The 17,630-nt window shown below is 56.6% G+C and carries 15 protein-coding genes; 12 read left to right on the top strand and 3 right to left on the bottom strand.

What is annotated here, in order from left to right; genetic code table 11:
* Position 1: 1 nt before the first annotated feature.
* From pbpC to C5687_RS02615, 12 genes are all read left to right on the top strand, one after another.
* Positions 2-2,326, top strand: coding sequence for a peptidoglycan glycosyltransferase PbpC (pbpC, locus tag C5687_RS02670; protein ID WP_104556364.1), 2,325 nt, complete (start codon positions 2-4; stop codon positions 2,324-2,326).
* Positions 2,327-2,482: 156 nt separating this feature from the next.
* Positions 2,483-2,914 carry a nucleoside-diphosphate kinase gene (gene ndk, locus C5687_RS02665; RefSeq protein ID WP_003860625.1) on the top strand — a complete coding sequence of 144 codons (432 nt, stop codon included), beginning with the start codon at positions 2,483-2,485 and terminating at the stop codon, positions 2,912-2,914.
* Between the two features lie 169 nt (positions 2,915-3,083).
* Positions 3,084-4,250: a dual-specificity RNA methyltransferase RlmN gene (gene rlmN / locus C5687_RS02660; RefSeq protein ID WP_025757686.1), complete on the top strand. Its 1,167-nt coding sequence runs from the start codon at positions 3,084-3,086 to the stop codon at positions 4,248-4,250.
* 292 nt (positions 4,251-4,542) lie between these two features.
* Positions 4,543-5,574, top strand: coding sequence for a cytoskeleton protein RodZ (gene rodZ / locus C5687_RS02655; protein WP_094918386.1), 1,032 nt, complete (start codon positions 4,543-4,545; stop codon positions 5,572-5,574).
* A gap of 26 nt (positions 5,575-5,600) precedes the next feature.
* The gene (gene ispG, locus C5687_RS02650; RefSeq protein ID WP_025757688.1) at positions 5,601-6,719 is read left to right on the top strand and encodes a flavodoxin-dependent (E)-4-hydroxy-3-methylbut-2-enyl-diphosphate synthase; all 1,119 of its coding nucleotides are present in this window, start codon (positions 5,601-5,603) and stop codon (positions 6,717-6,719) included.
* A gap of 80 nt (positions 6,720-6,799) precedes the next feature.
* Positions 6,800-8,074, top strand: coding sequence for a histidine--tRNA ligase (gene hisS / locus C5687_RS02645; protein ID WP_025757689.1), 1,275 nt, complete (start codon positions 6,800-6,802; stop codon positions 8,072-8,074).
* A gap of 13 nt (positions 8,075-8,087) precedes the next feature.
* Complete coding sequence (locus C5687_RS02640; RefSeq protein WP_059386004.1) at positions 8,088-8,708, top strand: YfgM family protein; 621 nt, start codon at positions 8,088-8,090, stop codon at positions 8,706-8,708.
* A gap of 10 nt (positions 8,709-8,718) precedes the next feature.
* Positions 8,719-9,897, top strand: a complete 1,179-nt coding sequence (gene bamB, locus C5687_RS02635; protein WP_025757693.1) for an outer membrane protein assembly factor BamB — start codon at positions 8,719-8,721, stop codon at positions 9,895-9,897.
* Between the two features lie 112 nt (positions 9,898-10,009).
* Complete coding sequence (der, locus tag C5687_RS02630) at positions 10,010-11,482, top strand: ribosome biogenesis GTPase Der (protein ID WP_104556363.1); 1,473 nt, start codon at positions 10,010-10,012, stop codon at positions 11,480-11,482.
* 300 nt (positions 11,483-11,782) lie between these two features.
* Positions 11,783-13,327, top strand: coding sequence for a peptide MFS transporter (locus C5687_RS02625; RefSeq protein WP_047959226.1), 1,545 nt, complete (start codon positions 11,783-11,785; stop codon positions 13,325-13,327).
* Positions 13,328-13,386: 59 nt separating this feature from the next.
* Positions 13,387-14,421, top strand: coding sequence for a Gfo/Idh/MocA family oxidoreductase (locus C5687_RS02620; protein ID WP_104556362.1), 1,035 nt, complete (start codon positions 13,387-13,389; stop codon positions 14,419-14,421).
* A 50-nt stretch (positions 14,422-14,471) separates the two neighbouring features.
* Positions 14,472-14,693 (top strand): zinc ribbon domain-containing protein, encoded by a 222-nt coding sequence (locus tag C5687_RS02615; protein ID WP_104556361.1) that lies wholly within the window; start codon positions 14,472-14,474, stop codon positions 14,691-14,693.
* On the opposite strand, the gene C5687_RS02610 is transcribed toward C5687_RS02615, so the two are convergent.
* The 3 genes from C5687_RS02610 to xseA form a co-directional block, all read right to left on the bottom strand.
* Positions 14,690-15,040, bottom strand: coding sequence for a protealysin inhibitor emfourin (locus tag C5687_RS02610; protein ID WP_025757698.1), 351 nt, complete (start codon positions 15,038-15,040; stop codon positions 14,690-14,692). The genes C5687_RS02615 and C5687_RS02610 overlap by 4 nt on opposite strands.
* Positions 15,041-16,060, bottom strand: coding sequence for a M4 family metallopeptidase (locus tag C5687_RS02605; protein ID WP_025757699.1), 1,020 nt, complete (start codon positions 16,058-16,060; stop codon positions 15,041-15,043).
* 72 nt (positions 16,061-16,132) lie between these two features.
* Positions 16,133-17,506: an exodeoxyribonuclease VII large subunit gene (xseA, locus tag C5687_RS02600; protein ID WP_104556360.1), complete on the bottom strand. Its 1,374-nt coding sequence runs from the start codon at positions 17,504-17,506 to the stop codon at positions 16,133-16,135.
* Positions 17,507-17,630: the final 124 nt, after the last annotated feature.

The raw sequence follows: 17,630 nt of genomic DNA, 5'->3' as shown, positions 1-17,630 counted from the left end.
TATGCTGATGGCTCGTCTGATACGCTCCCGCTGGCTGTGGCTGGCGGGAGCGCTTCTCATTTTATGGGGGCTGATTCTGGCTGCTGACCGCCTGTGGCCGTTGCCTCTGAAAGAGGTTAACCCCGCCCGGGTCGTGGTGGATGAGAAGGGCACCCCACTCTGGCGTTTTGCCGATAGCGACGGCATCTGGCGCTATCCGGTCACGATCGAAGAGGTCTCCCCCCGTTATCTTGAGGCGCTGATCCAGTACGAAGATCGCTGGTTCTGGGATCATCCAGGCGTCAACCCGCTCTCTGTTCTGCGCGCCGCCTGGCAGGATTTAACTTCCGGAAAGGTTGTCTCCGGCGGCAGTACGCTCACCATGCAGGTGGCGCGGTTGCTGGATCCGCATCCGCGGACTCTGGGGGGCAAAATCCGTCAACTCTGGCGGGCGTTGCAGCTGGAGTGGCATCTTTCCAAGCGCGATATTCTCACGCTCTATCTTAACCGTGCACCGTTTGGCGGCACGCTGCAGGGCGTGGGAGCGGCAAGCTGGACCTATCTGGGAAAACCCCCGTCACAGCTCAGCTACTCCGACGCGGCGCTGCTCGCGGTGCTGCCTCAGGCTCCAAGCCGTTTACGCCCGGACCGCTGGCCTGAACGGGCTGAAGCGGCGCGCAATAAGGTGCTCGACCGCATGGCGAGGCAGGGCGTCTGGTCCGCAAAGCAGGTCCAGGAATCCCGTGAAGAGTCGATATGGCTGGCGCCCCGGCAGATGCCGCAGCTGGCTCCGCTCTTTGCACGCATGATGCTCAGTAAAAGCCACGACACGAAAATTGTCACCACGCTGGATGCCGGTTTGCAACGGCAGCTGGAAGAGCTGGCGATGAACTGGAAATCCCGCCTGCCGGCCCGCAACTCGCTGGCGATGATCGTCGTGGATCACACCGATATGAAAGTGCGCGGCTGGGTCGGGTCGGTGGATATCAACGATGACACGCGCTTTAGCCATGTCGATATGGTGAATGCGATCCGATCCCCCGGTTCGGTGCTAAAACCGTTTATCTACGGCATGGCACTGGATGAGGGATTGATCCATCCCGCCTCGTTGCTGCAGGACGTGCCAAGAAAAACCGGCGATTATCGCCCGGGGAATTTTGACAGCGGATTCCACGGGCCGGTCAGCATGAGCGAAGCGCTGGTGCGCTCCCTCAACCTGCCCGCTGTGCAAGTGCTGGAAGCCTACGGGCCAAAACGGTTTACCGGCATGCTCAGTAACGCAGGCTTGCCGCTGATCCTGCCCGCGGGGGCGCAGCCGAATCTGTCCCTGATCCTCGGCGGGGCAGGCGCGCGGCTGGCTGATATCGCCGCGGCCTACAGCGCCTTTGCCCGCCACGGTAAGGCGGGAAGGCTGCGGCTACAGCCTGGCGATCCGCTCATTGAGCGTCCGCTGCTGTCTCCAGGCTCGGCGTGGGTTATACGCCGTATTCTGGCCAACGAGGCGCAGCCGCTACCGGATAACGCGCTGCCGCAGGTTGCGCCGCTGGCCTGGAAAACGGGCACCAGCTACGGCTACCGTGATGCCTGGGCCATCGGTCTGAACGCCCGCTACGTGATAGGCATCTGGACCGGAAGACCGGACGGCACGCCCGTAGCGGGACAGTTTGGTTTTGCCAGCGCCGTGCCGCTCTTAAACCAGGTGAATAACCTGCTTCAGTCACGTTCAACGGTAGACGAAGCCCGCCTGCCGCGCGATCCGCGTCCGGAGAGCGTCGGGCGGGGCGTGATCTGCTGGCCGGGCGGCCAGTCGCTACCGGAAGGCAGCGAAAACTGTCGACGTCGTCTGTCGACATGGCTGCTGGAGGGGAGTGAGCCGCCCACGCTGCTGTTGCCGGAGCAGGAAGGCATTCGTGGGATTCGTTTCCCGGTCTGGCTGGATAAAATGGGCAAACGTGTGGCGGCAGATTGTCCGGATGCAACAGAGAAAGACCTTGACGTCTGGCCGCTGCCGCTGGAACCCTGGCTGCCTGCAAACGAGCGTCGTGCGGTACGCGTCCCACCTCCATCACCAGACTGTCCGCCGCTCTCGCAGGACGCGCCTGCGCCACTCATTCTGACCGGCATACGTGAAGGCGCCGTGATTAAACGCCTGCCGGGAGAATCCCGCGTTTCGCTGCCGCTTCAGGTGACCGGCATTAGCGGCGAGCGCTGGTGGTTTTTGAACGGTGAACCGCTGAATGTGAAAGGGAAAGTTTACACATTACAACTTGATAAAGCGGGCGATTATCAGTTACTCGTTATGGATGAGACCGGGCAGGTTGTGACAGTGAATTTCGCGTTACAGTGACGCAAAAACAGCTTTCAGCGGTGAGCTGTTGCTGAAACTCGTCTTATTTTAAAAAAATGTTACCTGAATCCATAGGCAATGGCGGGATTGCTCATTATAATCCGCGCCACACCATACTCAGGTATGCAAAACAACAGAACATTGACAGAGGTTATCATGGCTATTGAACGTACTTTTTCCATCATCAAACCAAACGCGGTGGCAAAAAACGTTATTGGCAGCATCTTCGCTCGCTTTGAATCAGCAGGGTTCAAAATTGTTGGCACCAAAATGCTGCACCTGACCGTTGAACAGGCTCGTGGTTTCTACGCTGAGCACGAAGGTCGCCCATTCTTTGACGGCCTGGTTGAGTTCATGACCTCTGGCCCAATCGTGGTTTCCGTACTGGAAGGCGAAAATGCGGTACAGCGTCACCGCGACCTGCTGGGTGCCACCAACCCGGACAACGCGCTGGCAGGTACCCTGCGCGCTGACTACGCTGACAGCTTCACCGAGAACGGTACTCACGGTTCTGACTCCGTTGAATCTGCTGCGCGCGAAATCGCTTTCTTCTTCGCTGAAGGCGAAGTGTGTCCACGTACCCGTTAATTTAACGGTTTCGTTTACACATTATTTTCGTAAATGCCACGTCCAGACGTGGCATCCCTGCGTCAGAGTTTGTACAATGCAACGCCCCGGACGAGCAGACCGCTTTCCGGGGCGTTTCTATTCAACCCTCCATGGGCCATAACGTGTAACAACGAGGCCGGTAAATATTATGTCTGAATTAGTGAATACCTCCGAAGTCGCCATTCCTGCGGTTCCCAATAAAAATGGAAAAATCAACCTGCTGGATCTGAACCGTCAGCAGATGCGCGAGTTCTTCAAAGAAATGGGCGAAAAGCCGTTTCGTGCCGATCAGGTCATGAAGTGGATGTACCATTACTGCAGCGACAATTTTGATGACATGACTGACATCAACAAGGCTTTGCGTAATAAGCTCAAAGAAGTGGCTGAAATTCGCGCGCCGGAAGTGGTGGAAGAGCAGCGCTCCGCCGATGGCACCATCAAATGGGCGATTGCGGTTGGCGATCAGCGCGTTGAAACCGTCTACATCCCGGAAGAAGACCGTGCCACACTGTGTGTCTCCTCTCAGGTGGGCTGTGCGCTGGAGTGCAAATTCTGCTCAACTGCGCAGCAAGGCTTTAACCGTAACCTGCGCGTATCAGAAATTATCGGCCAGGTCTGGCGTGCCGCGAAAATCGTCGGTGCGGCAAAAGTGACCGGTACGCGTCCCATCACCAACGTGGTAATGATGGGGATGGGTGAGCCGCTGCTGAACCTGACTAACGTGGTGCCGGCAATGGAAATCATGCTGGATGATTTCGGTTTTGGTCTGTCCAAGCGCCGCGTGACGCTCTCTACCTCAGGCGTTGTGCCTGCGCTGGACAAGCTCGGCGACATGATTGACGTTGCGCTGGCGATCTCCCTGCACGCGCCAAACGATGAAATTCGTGACGAAATTGTGCCGATCAACAAAAAGTACAATATCGAAACCTTCCTCGCTGCCGTGCGTCGCTATCTGGAAAAATCCAACGCCAATCAGGGCCGCGTGACCATCGAGTACGTGATGCTTGACCACGTCAACGACGGTACCGAGCATGCGCACCAGCTGGCGGAGCTGCTGAAAGATACGCCATGCAAAATCAACCTGATCCCCTGGAACCCGTTCCCGGGCGCGCCGTATGGCCGTAGCTCGAACAGCCGTATCGACCGTTTCTCCAAGGTGCTGATGGAGTATGGTTTCACCACCATCGTGCGTAAAACTCGTGGTGATGACATTGATGCCGCATGCGGCCAGCTGGCAGGTGATGTGATTGACCGTACCAAACGTACCCTGCGTAAACGCATGCAGGGTGAGGCCATTGCGGTTAAAGCTGTTTGATTAATATGCACTCACGGCGCATTATTTGCGCCGTGAAGCATAATCTTACTGAATAATCAGTCAGATTCGTGATGACTGAATAATAATTACGGTGCGTTTCATCCGACTTTCGGGCAGTATGTAACGACGTAACAACAGTTTAGCCGTTCGGGCCGTCTGTACTGTCATCTCCCGGCTGACAGTCTTATACTGTCTGTTCAAGGTTAACTGACCAGAAGTTTCGCGGTGCGGGTGGCATTGTGACTCACCGGCACCTGAACCCTTATTTTTCACGTACCAGTAGTTGTAGCGAATGAATACTGAAGCCACTCACGACCAACATGAAGCACTCTCCACTGGCGTTCGTCTTCGCAACGCCCGTGAACAACTCGGACTCAGCCAGCAAGCCGTTGCGGAACGCTTGTGCCTGAAGGTTTCCACGGTTCGCGATATTGAAGAAGATAAGGCGCCTGCCGATCTGGCTTCAACCTTCCTGCGCGGTTATATCCGCTCTTACGCAAAACTGGTGCACATCCCCGAAAACGAATTACTGCCAATGATGGAGAAGCAGGCACCGGTCCGTGCAGCAAAAGTTGCGCCGATGCAGACCTTCTCCCTGGGGAAACGTCGTAAAAAACGTGATGGCTGGCTGATGAGCTTTACCTGGCTGGTGCTGTTTGTGGTGGTCGGTCTGACTGGTGCCTGGTGGTGGCAAAACCATAAGGCACAGCAGGAAGAGATCACCACGATGGCCGATCAATCCTCGGCCGAACTCAACCAGGCCGGAACGGATAACGCCCAGAACGTGCCGCTGAATACCAACGGCGCGGCCTCCTCCAGCGAGCCACAGACGGCCGCGACAGAGACCCCAGCAACAGACGCGCCGGCGACCGGTACAGCACCGGCTCCGGGTGCAACGGCTAACACCGCTGCGCCTCAGGCTCAGGATCAAAACACGGTGGTTTCTCCTTCCCAGGCGAATGTGGATACTGCGGCAAACGCGCCAGCGGCCACGCAGCCTGCAGACAATACCGCAGCGTCTCTGCCAACCAACCCGGCAGGTACTGCAACACCTGAAGCCGATCCCAACGCACTGGTGATGAACTTCAACGCCGACTGCTGGCTGGAAGTGACTGACGCGACAGGTAAAAAGTTGTTCAGCGGCCTGCAGCGTAAAGATGGCACGTTAAACCTAACCGGCCAGGCGCCTTATAAACTTAAAATCGGCGCTCCGGCAGCGGTACAGATCCAGTATCAAGGAAAACCTGTCGACCTGAGCCGCTTTATCAGAACTAACCAGGTTGCACGTCTTACCGTTAATGCCGAACAATCAGCAGCACAGTAACAGACGGGCAACGCGGGAGATTTTTCATGCATAACCAGGCTCCGATTCAACGTAGAAAATCGAAACGGATTTACGTTGGGAATGTGCCAGTCGGCGATGGGGCACCTATCGCCGTTCAGTCGATGACCAATACGCGCACCACCGATGTGGAAGCCACGGTCAATCAAATCAAAGCATTAGAGCGAGTAGGCGCGGACATCGTTCGCGTCTCCGTCCCGACCATGGATGCCGCCGAAGCGTTCAAACTGATCAAACAGCAGGTCAGCGTTCCTCTGGTCGCGGATATCCACTTCGACTACCGTATCGCACTGAAAGTGGCCGAATACGGCGTCGACTGCCTGCGCATTAACCCGGGCAACATCGGTAACGAAGAGCGTATCCGCATGGTTGTGGACTGCGCCCGTGACAAAAATATTCCTATCCGTATCGGCGTTAACGCCGGTTCCCTGGAAAAAGATCTGCAGGAAAAATACGGTGAGCCTACGCCGCAGGCGTTGCTTGAATCCGCGATGCGTCACGTTGATCATCTGGATCGTCTTAACTTTGATCAGTTCAAAGTCAGTGTGAAAGCGTCCGATGTTTTCCTGGCGGTGGAATCTTACCGTCTGCTGGCAAAACAGATCGATCAGCCTTTGCACCTCGGGATCACCGAAGCGGGCGGCCTGCGTAGCGGTTCTGTAAAATCCGCGATCGGTCTGGGGCTGCTGCTCTCAGAAGGGATCGGCGATACCCTGCGCGTGTCGCTGGCGGCCGATCCGGTTGAAGAGATCAAAGTCGGTTTCGATATTCTGAAATCACTGCGTATCCGTTCGCGCGGGATCAACTTCATTGCCTGCCCAACCTGCTCACGTCAGGAGTTTGATGTGATCGGTACGGTGAATGCCCTGGAGCAACGTCTGGAAGATATTATCACCCCGATGGACGTCTCGATTATCGGCTGCGTGGTGAACGGTCCGGGTGAAGCACTGGTGTCAACCCTGGGCGTTACCGGCGGTAACAAGAAAAGTGGTCTCTATGAAGATGGCGTTCGTAAAGATCGTCTGGATAATAGTGACATGATCGACCAGCTTGAAGCCCGTATCCGTGCCAAAGCCGCCATGATGGACGAGACACAGCGTATCAGCGTTCAGCAGGTTGAAAAATAACGTGATGGGAAGCCGCGAGCTTCCCATGTATGATTGAACCCATTCTTTGGGTTTTTTTTGTATATAGAAAGAGAATAAACGTGGCAAAAAACATTCAAGCCATCCGCGGCATGAACGATTATCTGCCTGGCGAAACCGCCATCTGGCAGCGCATTGAAGGCACGCTGAAGCAGGTGCTCGGCAGCTACGGTTACAGCGAAATCCGTTTGCCGATTGTAGAGCAGACCCCGTTATTCAAACGCGCGATCGGTGAAGTGACCGACGTGGTTGAAAAAGAGATGTATACCTTTGAGGACCGCAACGGCGACAGCCTGACCCTGCGTCCGGAAGGTACGGCGGGCTGCGTACGCGCCGGCATCGAACATGGTCTTCTGTACAATCAGGAGCAGCGCCTGTGGTATATCGGCCCGATGTTCCGCCACGAACGTCCTCAGAAAGGTCGTTATCGCCAGTTCAACCAGCTGGGTGTGGAAGTCTTTGGTCTGCAGGGGCCAGACATCGACGCCGAGTTGATTATGCTGACCGCCCGCTGGTGGCGTGCGCTGGGCATCTCTGAGCACGTTTCTCTTGAACTGAACTCTATCGGTTCGCTGGAAGCGCGCGCTAACTACCGTGACGCGCTGGTGGCGTTCCTGGAGCAGCATAAAGATAAGCTGGACGAAGACTGCAAACGTCGTATGTACAGCAACCCGCTGCGCGTACTGGATTCAAAAAATGCAGATGTCCAGGCGCTGCTGAACGATGCGCCTGCTCTGGGTGACTACCTGGACGACGAATCTCGCGAACACTTCGCAGGTCTGTGCAAGCTGCTTGAAGCGGCGGGCATTGCCTACACCGTGAACCAGCGTCTGGTGCGCGGTCTGGACTACTATAACCGCACCGTGTTTGAGTGGGTCACCACCAGCCTCGGCTCGCAGGGCACCGTGTGTGCAGGCGGTCGTTATGACGGTCTGGTAGAGCAGCTTGGCGGTCGCGCCGCGCCTGCGGTTGGCTTCGCGATGGGCCTTGAGCGACTTGTTTTGCTGGTTCAGGCAGTTAATCCGGAATTTAAAGCAGATTCCGTTGTCGATATATACCTGGTAGCCTCAGGCGCGGAAACGCAGTCTGCGGCGATGCAGCTTGCCGAACGCGTGCGCGATGCGCTGCCGACGGTGAAGCTGATGACCAACCATGGCGGCGGCAACTTCAAAAAACAGTTTGCTCGTGCCGATAAGTGGGGCGCAAGTATTGCACTGGTGCTGGGTGAGTCCGAAGTGGCTAACGGCGAAGTCGTGGTGAAAGACCTGCGCTCTGGTGAGCAGACAACGGTAACGCAGGACGGCGTTGCGGCGCACTTGCGCACTCTATTGGGCTAAGGAGAAGGACTGCGTGGAAATTTACGAGAACGAACACGATCAGGTCGACGCGATCAAACGCTTCTTTGCTGAAAACGGCAAAGCACTGGTGGTTGGCGTTATTTTAGGTGTGGGTGCCTTGATTGGCTGGCGCTACTGGAACAATCATCAGGCGGATTCCGCGCGCGGCGCGTCTCTGACCTATGAAAATACCGTGAGTGCCATTCGTGCCGATCAGCCGCAAACGCTGGCGGCGGCAGAAAAATTTGCCGCTGACAACAAAAACACCTACGGTGCACTGGCTGCGCTGGAAGTGGCTCAGCAGTACGTTGATAAAAACGAACTGGATAAAGCCGCTGCCCAGCTGTCCCAGGGCCTTGCTGCGGCCAGCGATGAAAACCTTAAAGCGGTGATCAACCTGCGCCTGGCACGTATTCAGGTTCAGCAGAAAAAAGCTGACGATGCGCTGAAAACGCTCGATACCATCAAAGGCGAAGGTTTTGCTGCCATCGTTGCCGATCTGCGCGGTGAAGCACTGCTGAGCAAAGGTGACAAAGCGGGCGCGCGTAAAGCGTGGCAAGCTGGTGTGGATAGCAAAGCATCACCTGCGCTGAGCGAAATGATGCAGATGAAAATAAATAATTTGTCCGTCTGAGAGGGACCCGATGCAATTGCGTAAATTACTTCTGCCAGGACTGCTTTCTGTTACGTTATTGAGTGGTTGTTCACTGTTCAGTGGCGAAGAAGACGTTGTGAAAATGTCCCCACTGCCGACGGTTGAAAACCAGTTTACTCCCTCCACCGCATGGAGCACCTCCGTGGGCGATGGGATTGGTGATTTCTATTCCAACCTGCATCCGGCTTTTGCCGACAGCGTAATCTATGCGGCTGACCGCAAAGGTACCGTGAAAGCGGTGAACGCAGATGATGGAAAAGAAGTGTGGTCTGTTAACCTGGCGGAAAAAGACGGCTGGTTCTCCCGTAAACCTGCACTGTTGTCTGGCGGCCTGACCGTTGCCGGTGGCCACGTTTACGTGGGCAGCGAAAAAGCACAGGTTTATGCCCTGAACAGCAGCGATGGCTCCATTGCCTGGCAAACGACCGTGGCGGGTGAGTCCCTGTCTCGTCCGGTAGTGAGCGATGGCCTGGTGCTGATTCATACCAGCAACGGCCAGCTGCAGGCGCTGAACGAAGCGGACGGTCTGGTGAAATGGACCGTAAACCTGGATATGCCTGCGCTCTCCCTGCGCGGTGAATCCGCACCGGCTACCGCATTTGGTGCTGCCATTGTGGGCGGTGACAACGGTCGTGTGAGCGCCGTGCTGATGCAGCAGGGCCAGATGATCTGGCAGCAGCGTATCTCCCAGGCCACTGGCTCAACGGAAATTGACCGTCTGAGCGACGTAGACACTACGCCCGTTATCGTTAACGGTGTGGTGTACGCTCTGGCCTATAACGGCAACCTGACCGCGCTGGATCTGCGCAGCGGCCAGATCATGTGGAAACGTGAGCTGGGCTCGGTGAATGATTTCATCGTTGATGGTAACCGCATCTATATGGTTGACCAGAACGATCGCCTGCTGGCGCTGAGCACCGAAGGCGGTGTGACGCTGTGGACGCAAAGCGATCTGCTGCACCGTCTGCTGACTGCGCCGGCACTGTACAACGGTAGCCTGGTGGTCGGTGACAGCGAAGGGTATATGCACTGGATCGATCCGGATAATGGCCGCTTTGTTGCGCAGCAAAAAGTCGACAGCTCAGGTTTCCTGACCGACCCGGTTGTGGCTGACGGCAAACTGCTGATTCAGGCAAAAGACGGCACGCTGTACGCGATCACGCGTTAATTACCCGGCGGTTGTAGTATACTAAACGGCTCCTGTTCACTCAGGAGCCGTTTTGACATTTTTAAAAACGCTGCGAAAGCGACGTTATTTTGAATTTTATGAGGCTTCAAACATGGTACCTGTGGTCGCGCTTGTCGGGCGCCCTAACGTTGGAAAATCCACTCTTTTTAACCGTTTAACACGCACCCGTGATGCGCTGGTTGCGGATTTCCCGGGGCTGACGCGTGACCGTAAGTACGGTCGTGCAGAAGTAGAAGGACGCGAGTTCATCTGTATTGATACCGGTGGTATTGACGGTACGGAAGATGGCGTGGAAACCCGTATGGCGGAACAGTCGCTGCTGGCGATTGAAGAAGCCGACGTGGTGTTGTTCATGGTGGACGCGCGCGCTGGCCTGATGCCGGCGGACTCCGCTATCGCCAAACACCTGCGTTCGCGTGAAAAACCGACCTTCCTGGTGGCGAACAAAACTGACGGTATCGATGCCGATCAGGCTATTGCTGACTTCTGGTCACTGGGTCTGGGTGAGATCTACCCGATTGCCGCATCGCATGGCCGCGGCGTAACCAGTCTGCTGGAAACTGTTCTGCTGCCGTGGGTTGACGAAGTTAACCCGCCGGAAGAGGTGGACGAAGACGCGGAATACTGGGCGCAGTTTGAAGACGGCAAAGCGGGCGAAGAAGAGCCTGAAGACGATTTCAACCCGCAGGATCTGCCGATCAAGCTGGCCATCGTAGGTCGTCCAAACGTAGGTAAGTCTACACTTACTAACCGTATTCTGGGTGAAGAGCGCGTGGTCGTTTACGACATGCCGGGCACCACCCGTGACAGTATTTACATCCCGATGCAGCGCGATGAGCGTGAATATGTTCTCATCGACACCGCCGGGGTGCGTAAGCGCGGGAAAATCACCGATGTGGTGGAAAAATTCTCCGTTATCAAAACCCTGCAGGCCATTGAAGATGCCAACGTGGTGCTGCTGGTCATTGATGCGCGCGAAGGGATCTCCGATCAGGACCTTTCTCTGCTCGGCTTTATCCTCAATAGTGGGCGCTCACTGGTCATCGTGGTCAACAAATGGGATGGCCTGAGCAATGAAGTGCGTGAGCAGGTGAAAGAGACCCTCGACTTCCGTCTGGGCTTTATCGACTTTGCTCGCGTACACTTTATCTCTGCGCTGCACGGCAGCGGTGTGGGTAATCTGTTCGAGTCAGTGCGTGAAGCCTACGATAGCTCCACCCGTCGTCAGAGTACCGCCATGCTGACCCGTATCATGAATATGGCTGCTGAAGACCATCAGCCGCCGCTGGTGCGCGGCCGTCGCGTGAAGCTGAAATATGCTCACGCCGGTGGTTATAACCCGCCAATCGTGGTGATTCACGGCAACCAGGTGAAAGACCTGCCGGATTCCTACAAGCGCTATCTGATGAACTACTTCCGTAAATCGCTGGACGTGATGGGCACGCCTATCCGTATCCAGTTCAAGGAAGGGGAAAACCCGTTCGCCAACAAGCGCAACACCCTGACGCCAAACCAGATGCGTAAGCGTAAGCGTTTGATTAAGCACATTAAGAAAAGCAAATAAACTTTGCTGAACATACGAAAGCCCGCGTTTATCGCGGGCTTTTTTTTGCCCAATCATACCGTCGGTTTTCTCTGTGTGATGTCAATCACTATTCACTTTTAACCATGTTTAAATCTAAGAAAGTAGACAATCGTCGAATTTTCATCTTAAAGTCCAGGGTCCGGTACTAGACAAAACTAGCGCCTGGTTATCAAATGGTTAACCAACTTTTCGCCACAGGTAAAAAATCGGCCAGATACGTAACTGGCCGGCGTACCTGCTGGTGTTTACAAGCACGACGACATACCTTTCGGGAGAATTATGCAATCCTCTGTTAATCAAAAAGAGAGCCGAACGTTCTTCGGCCATCCGTATCCCCTCGGCTCGCTATTTTTCACCGAGATGTGGGAACGTTTCTCGTTTTACGGCATTCGTCCGTTACTGATCCTGTTTATGGCCGCCACCGTCTATGACGGCGGGATGGGGCTGGCGCGTGAAAATGCCTCGGCGATTGTCGGGATCTTTGCCGGCACCATGTATCTGGCCGCGCTGCCGGGGGGCTGGCTGGCCGATAACTGGCTCGGCCAGCAGAGAGCCGTCTGGTACGGTTCAATTCTGATTGCGCTCGGTCACCTGTCGATTGCGCTGTCGGCCATCATGGGCGATAACCTGTTCTTTATCGGCCTGATGTTCATCGTTCTCGGCTCCGGCTTGTTCAAAACCTGTATTTCGGTGATGGTCGGTACCCTGTATAAAAAAGGCGACGCGCGTCGTGACGGCGGCTTCTCGCTGTTTTATATGGGCATCAACATGGGTTCGTTCATCGCGCCGCTGATTTCCGGCTGGCTGATCAAAACCCACGGCTGGCACTGGGGCTTTGGCATTGGCGGTATCGGGATGCTGGTCGCGCTGATTATCTTCCGCGTATTTGCCGTTCCGGCAATGAAACGCTATGACAGCGAAGTCGGCCTGGACTCCACCTGGAACAGCCCGGTCGTGAAACGTAACGGCGTAGGTGCCTGGCTGCTGGCCCTGGCGGTAGGTGTTGCGGTTCTCGTGACGCTGATTGCGCAAGGTGTGATTGTGATTAACCCGGTTGCGGTAGCCAGCGTGCTGGTTTACGTCATCGCGGCATCCGTTGCCCTCTATTTTATTTATCTGTTTGTTTTTGCGGGCCTGAACCGCAAAGAACGCGCCAGGCTGCTGGTCTGCTTTATCCTGCTGATCTCGGCCGCGTTCTTCTGGTCCGCGTTTGAACAGAAGCCAACTTCGTTCAACCTGTTCGCCAACGACTACACTAACCGCATGATCGGTGATTTTGAAATTCCGGCGGTGTGGTTCCAGTCGATCAACGCCCTGTTCATTATTCTGCTGGCACCTGTGTTCAGCTGGGCATGGCCGAAGCTGGCGAGTATGAACATTCGCCCGGGAAGTATCACCAAGTTTGTCATCGGCATTCTGTGTGCCGCGGCGGGCTTTGGCCTGATGATGCTGGCGGCCGAAAACGTGCTGAGCAGCGGCGGGGCGGGCGTGTCGCCGTTCTGGCTGGTGGGCAGCATTCTGATGCTGACGCTGGGTGAGCTCTGCCTGAGCCCGATTGGTCTGGCGACCATGACGCTGCTGGCGCCGGAAAGAATGCGCGGCCAGATGATGGGGCTGTGGTTCTGCGCGAGTGCGCTGGGTAACCTGGCGGCGGGCCTGATTGGCGGCCACGTGAAGGCCGACCAGCTGGATATGCTGCCGGACCTGTTCGCGCGCTGCTCCATCGCGCTGCTGATTTGTGCCGCGGTACTGATCGTCCTCATTGTTCCAGTGCGCCGCATGCTGGAAAATGCGCAGACTAAACCGGCTGCTAGCGCCTCATAACACCTCAGCGTGCCGGGGCAGGCGTTACGCCCCGGCACGCTATTCCCTGCGGTGAAACTATGCAGTTAGGATTTGTAGGTCTGGGCGCGGTCGTGGAAACCGCATATCTCCCCGCGTTGCGTCACCTTTTTGGTCACCCGGTTCGCTGTTTTGGGTTTGATGTTCTCCCCACAAAGCACCCTGAAGGCGTCACGCGCTGCGCCTCGCTTGCGGAGCTTCTTGCCGCACCGCTTGATACCCTGTTTATCACCACCGCTTCGCTGCACCACCTTGAGGTGCTTGAGCAGGCCATTGCCTCGCCCGTTGCGCGGATTGTGGTTGAAAAACCGATTGTCGCCACGCTTTCACAAATCGAAAAGCTCAACGCGCTGCTGGCACGCCCCGGCGTGGCGCCCCGCGTGCTGGCGCTCGACCACTGGATGGCGCGCCTCGAAACGGTGAAAAGGTCGCTGGTAAGCAGCGTCTCTGACATCGTCAAAATCGACGGTTTTTTAGAGGAGCCGAGCGGGTATAACGCCGCAGGTGAACCCATCGCGCTTAACTTTGCCACCGGCGAGCCGGATACCCGCACGCTTCGCCACCCTGACGGCGTGATCCTGGATATTGGTACACATGTGCTGGCGATGCTGCGAGAAACCGTGCGCTATCTGGGCGGTAATGACGATATGACGCTGCGGGTCGTCACGGCTAAAGACCGCCTGGGTCGCGCTATCGCAAAAGGCGACCTAACCACGGCGGAAGGCGAGGCGCATCTTCAGGGGCGTATCAGCGGCGTGCCGGTGGATATCTGGCTTAACAAATATGCGGGACCGGCGGGCGGGAAAAAGGGGATACGCCTCTGCCTGCGCGACGGGCGCATCATCAGTCATGACCGGCGCGGTAGTGAAGATGTGCTGGAGGTGATCGATGGCGAGACGCGCGAATGCTGGACAATTCCCGGCACGATCTACGAACACTGCCTTGCAGAACAGATCCTGGGCACCAGAAGCCTGTTTGAGCGGGATCCGCACGAGGTGAGCCGCACGACGCGCCGCAGGATAGCGGAAGTGCAACTGCTGCTGGCATTACAGCAACAGCTGCGTGGCCCGCACTGACCGCGACGTGGTAAAATCACCTCAGACCTCAACGCTTTGAAGGAGTCACCATGACGATTACCAGCCCGGATTGCCAGGCACCGCTTGAGCCGCAGAATGGGGTAGCGCACTGCGCGAGCTGTGATAAGGATATTGCGCTCGAAGCCCGCTGCCCGGAGTGCCATCAGCCACTCCAGGTCTTAAAAGCCTGCGGGGCGGTGGACTATTTCTGCCAGAACGGCCACGGTCTTATCTCTAAAAAACGCGTGGAGTTTGTTCGGGCCGAAGGTTAATCACACACGCAGCCTTCGCCTTTCTTCCACAGCTCGACCAGCGACTCGGGCGCTTCCTGCTCCGGCACCAGCACGATGATATCGGTGTAGTGCGCCTGATTTTGCCCGGTCCAGATAATCTGGATGCGGAAATAGCGCTGGTCACCGCTGCCGGGTGACGAGGCTTGTCCAGGCGGCTGGCCGCGTGGAAAGGCCTGCTCAAGGATGCTCACCAGACGCTGGCGCTGGGCCTCGTTGAGGGACGAAAGCGCGATGGTACGCTGGCCGCTTAGCTTAGGAATAAAAGCGACGCCGCCTTCCCGGGCCAGCTCAACCACGGCGTCATCCGTCAGTTCCGGAACCTGCATTTACAGCACTCCCACCTGTTCCCAGGCTTGTTTTATGGCCGCCCCAACATCGCTACCGGAGCGTTTCTCTCCGTGCGCTATCGTCAGTTTTGCGAAGGCCTCAAAATCCGCATCCTGCGCCAGATTACGATCGCAAACTGTGTCGTACCAGGCATAACCCGCTTTTTCCCAGGCGTAGCCGCCGATCGCCGTCGCGGCCAGGTAAAACGCCCGGTTGGGGATGCCGGAGTTCAGGTGCACGCCGCCGTTATCCTCACGCGTTTTGATGAAATCTTTCATGTGAGCGGGCTGCGGGTCTTTGCCGAGCAGCGGATCGTCGTAGGCGGTGCCCGGTTCAGACATCGAGCGCAGCCCTTTGCCGTTGATACCTTTTGCCAGCAATCCTTCGCCAATCAGCCAGTCTGCTTTATCGGCGGTTTGCTTCAGATGGTACTGTTTAACCAGCGAACCAAACACGTCTGACAGCGACTCGTTCAGCGCACCCGACTGTTCAAAATAGATAAGCCCGGCTTCGGTCTCGGTGACGCCGTGGCTCAGCTCGTGCGCTACCACGTCAATGGCGATGGTAAAGCGGTTAAAGATTTCCCCGTCCCCGTCGCCAAAGACCATCTGCTGGCCGTTCCAGAAGGCGTTCTGATATTCCCGGCCGTAATGCACGGTGCCGGTTAAAATAAGCCCTTTATTATCGAGCGAATCACGCTGATATTCTTTCCAGAAGAAATCATGGGTGATACCCAGATAATCGTAGGCTTCATCGACCGCCACATCGCCGTTCGACGGCTGACCTTCATAACGCACCTGCGTACCCGGTAGCTCCTGGGTCTGCTTCGCATCGTAGATATCACGCTCCAGCTGTCCGGCTTTGCTCACGTGCGGTGCGGCAGGTTTGCCGGGCATGTGCGCCATCAGCGTCTGGACATGGGTCAGGGTCTGGCGGGCACAGCGCTGCTGCGGCTCTGAACCGCTTTCGATAATACGACGAAGAATATAGGGGGGAATGACACTATAAAGATGGGACATGCTGCTCTCCTTAGTTCTGGCAAGGCCGAATAAAAGGGAATAGCAGCAGTATAGTTTCTAACCGGCGAAGAATTATCCGGTTTTTCGCTGACGCGGTTTTTTCGCCGGTTTAATTGATTTGACTTCGCTTTCGACCCAGCCGTCCGACAGGCGGGTGGTCAGCACATCACCGGCGCTCACCTGTTTGGTTTGCTTCAGCACTTTGCCGTCCGTCGCCGTCGTCACGCTGTAGCCGCGCGCCAGCGTGGAGAGGGGGCTGACCGCTTCAAGATGGGTCACCGCATTACCGAAACGTTCGCGGGTGGTGCTCAGACGCGCCCGGACAGTCTCCGCCAGACGATACTCCAGCTGTTGAATCCGCGTTTGCGCGCGGTAAATTTTCGGCTGCGGGTTCTGCTGATTAAGTCGCTGCGTCACGCGCTGCTGGCACGAGACCGCGCGCTTAAGCTGACTATCCAGCGCGAAGTTCATGCGCTGGCGCAGGCGCTCCAGTACAGTTTGCTGACGCGCCAGACGCAGTTGTGGGTGTTGCTGCTGAAGACGGTGATGAAGCTGGGTAAAGCGACGGGTACGGTTGGCGAGGAAGTAGTCCATCGCCATCTCCAGACGCTGCTGGCCGTTCTGAAGCTGACGCAGCAGCTCCAGTTGGTTGCGGCTCACCACTTCCGCCGCCGCGGATGGCGTAGGCGCACGTAAATCCGCGACAAAATCGGCGATCGTGACGTCGGTTTCGTGGCCGACTGCGCTCACAACAGGGATCTGACTGGCAAAAATCGCCCGCGCCACGCGCTCGTCGTTAAAGCTCCACAGGTCTTCCAGCGAGCCGCCGCCGCGCCCGACGATTAAGACGTCGCACTCCTGACGGGCGTTCGCCAGTTCAATGGCGCGCACAATCTGGCCCGGCGCATCGTCACCCTGAACGGCGGTCGGGTAGATGATGACGGGCAGGGAAGGGTCGCGACGCTTGAGCACGTGCAAAATATCGTGCAGTGCCGCACCGGTTTTTGAGGTGATAACCCCCACGCAGTGGGCCGGTGAGGGCAGGGGCTTTTTGAACTGCTGGTCGAACAGACCCTCTGCCGTCAGTTTCGCTTTTAGCTGTTCATACTTCTGCTGCAGCAGACCTTCGCCCGCAGGCTGCATGCTTTCGACGATAATCTGATAATCACCGCGCGGTTCATACAGGGTGATATTGGCGCGTACCAGCACCTGCTGGCCGTGCTGAGGACGAAACGTGACGCGGCGGTTGCTGTTGCGGAACATCGCGCAGCGCACCTGGGCGGTATCGTCTTTTAGCGTAAAGTACCAGTGGCCGGAGGAGGGCTGCGTGAAGTTAGAGATTTCACCGCTGATCCAGACCTGCCCCATTTCCTGCTCAAGCAGCAAACGCACCGTCTGATTCAGGCGGCTGACAGTAAAAATTGAGGGGGATTGCGAGGATAACATGTGAGCGGGATCAAATTCTAAATCAGCAAGTTATTCAGTCGATAGTAACCTGCTGAGAGGGGAGTGCAAGGTTTTTTTATAAAAAAGTGTGGATGCAATCGGTTACGCTCTGTATAATGCCACG

The organism is Enterobacter sichuanensis (assembly GCF_002939185.1).
Lineage (GTDB): Bacteria > Pseudomonadota > Gammaproteobacteria > Enterobacterales > Enterobacteriaceae > Enterobacter > Enterobacter sichuanensis.
This window is presented reverse-complemented; position numbering and strand designations above follow the sequence as displayed.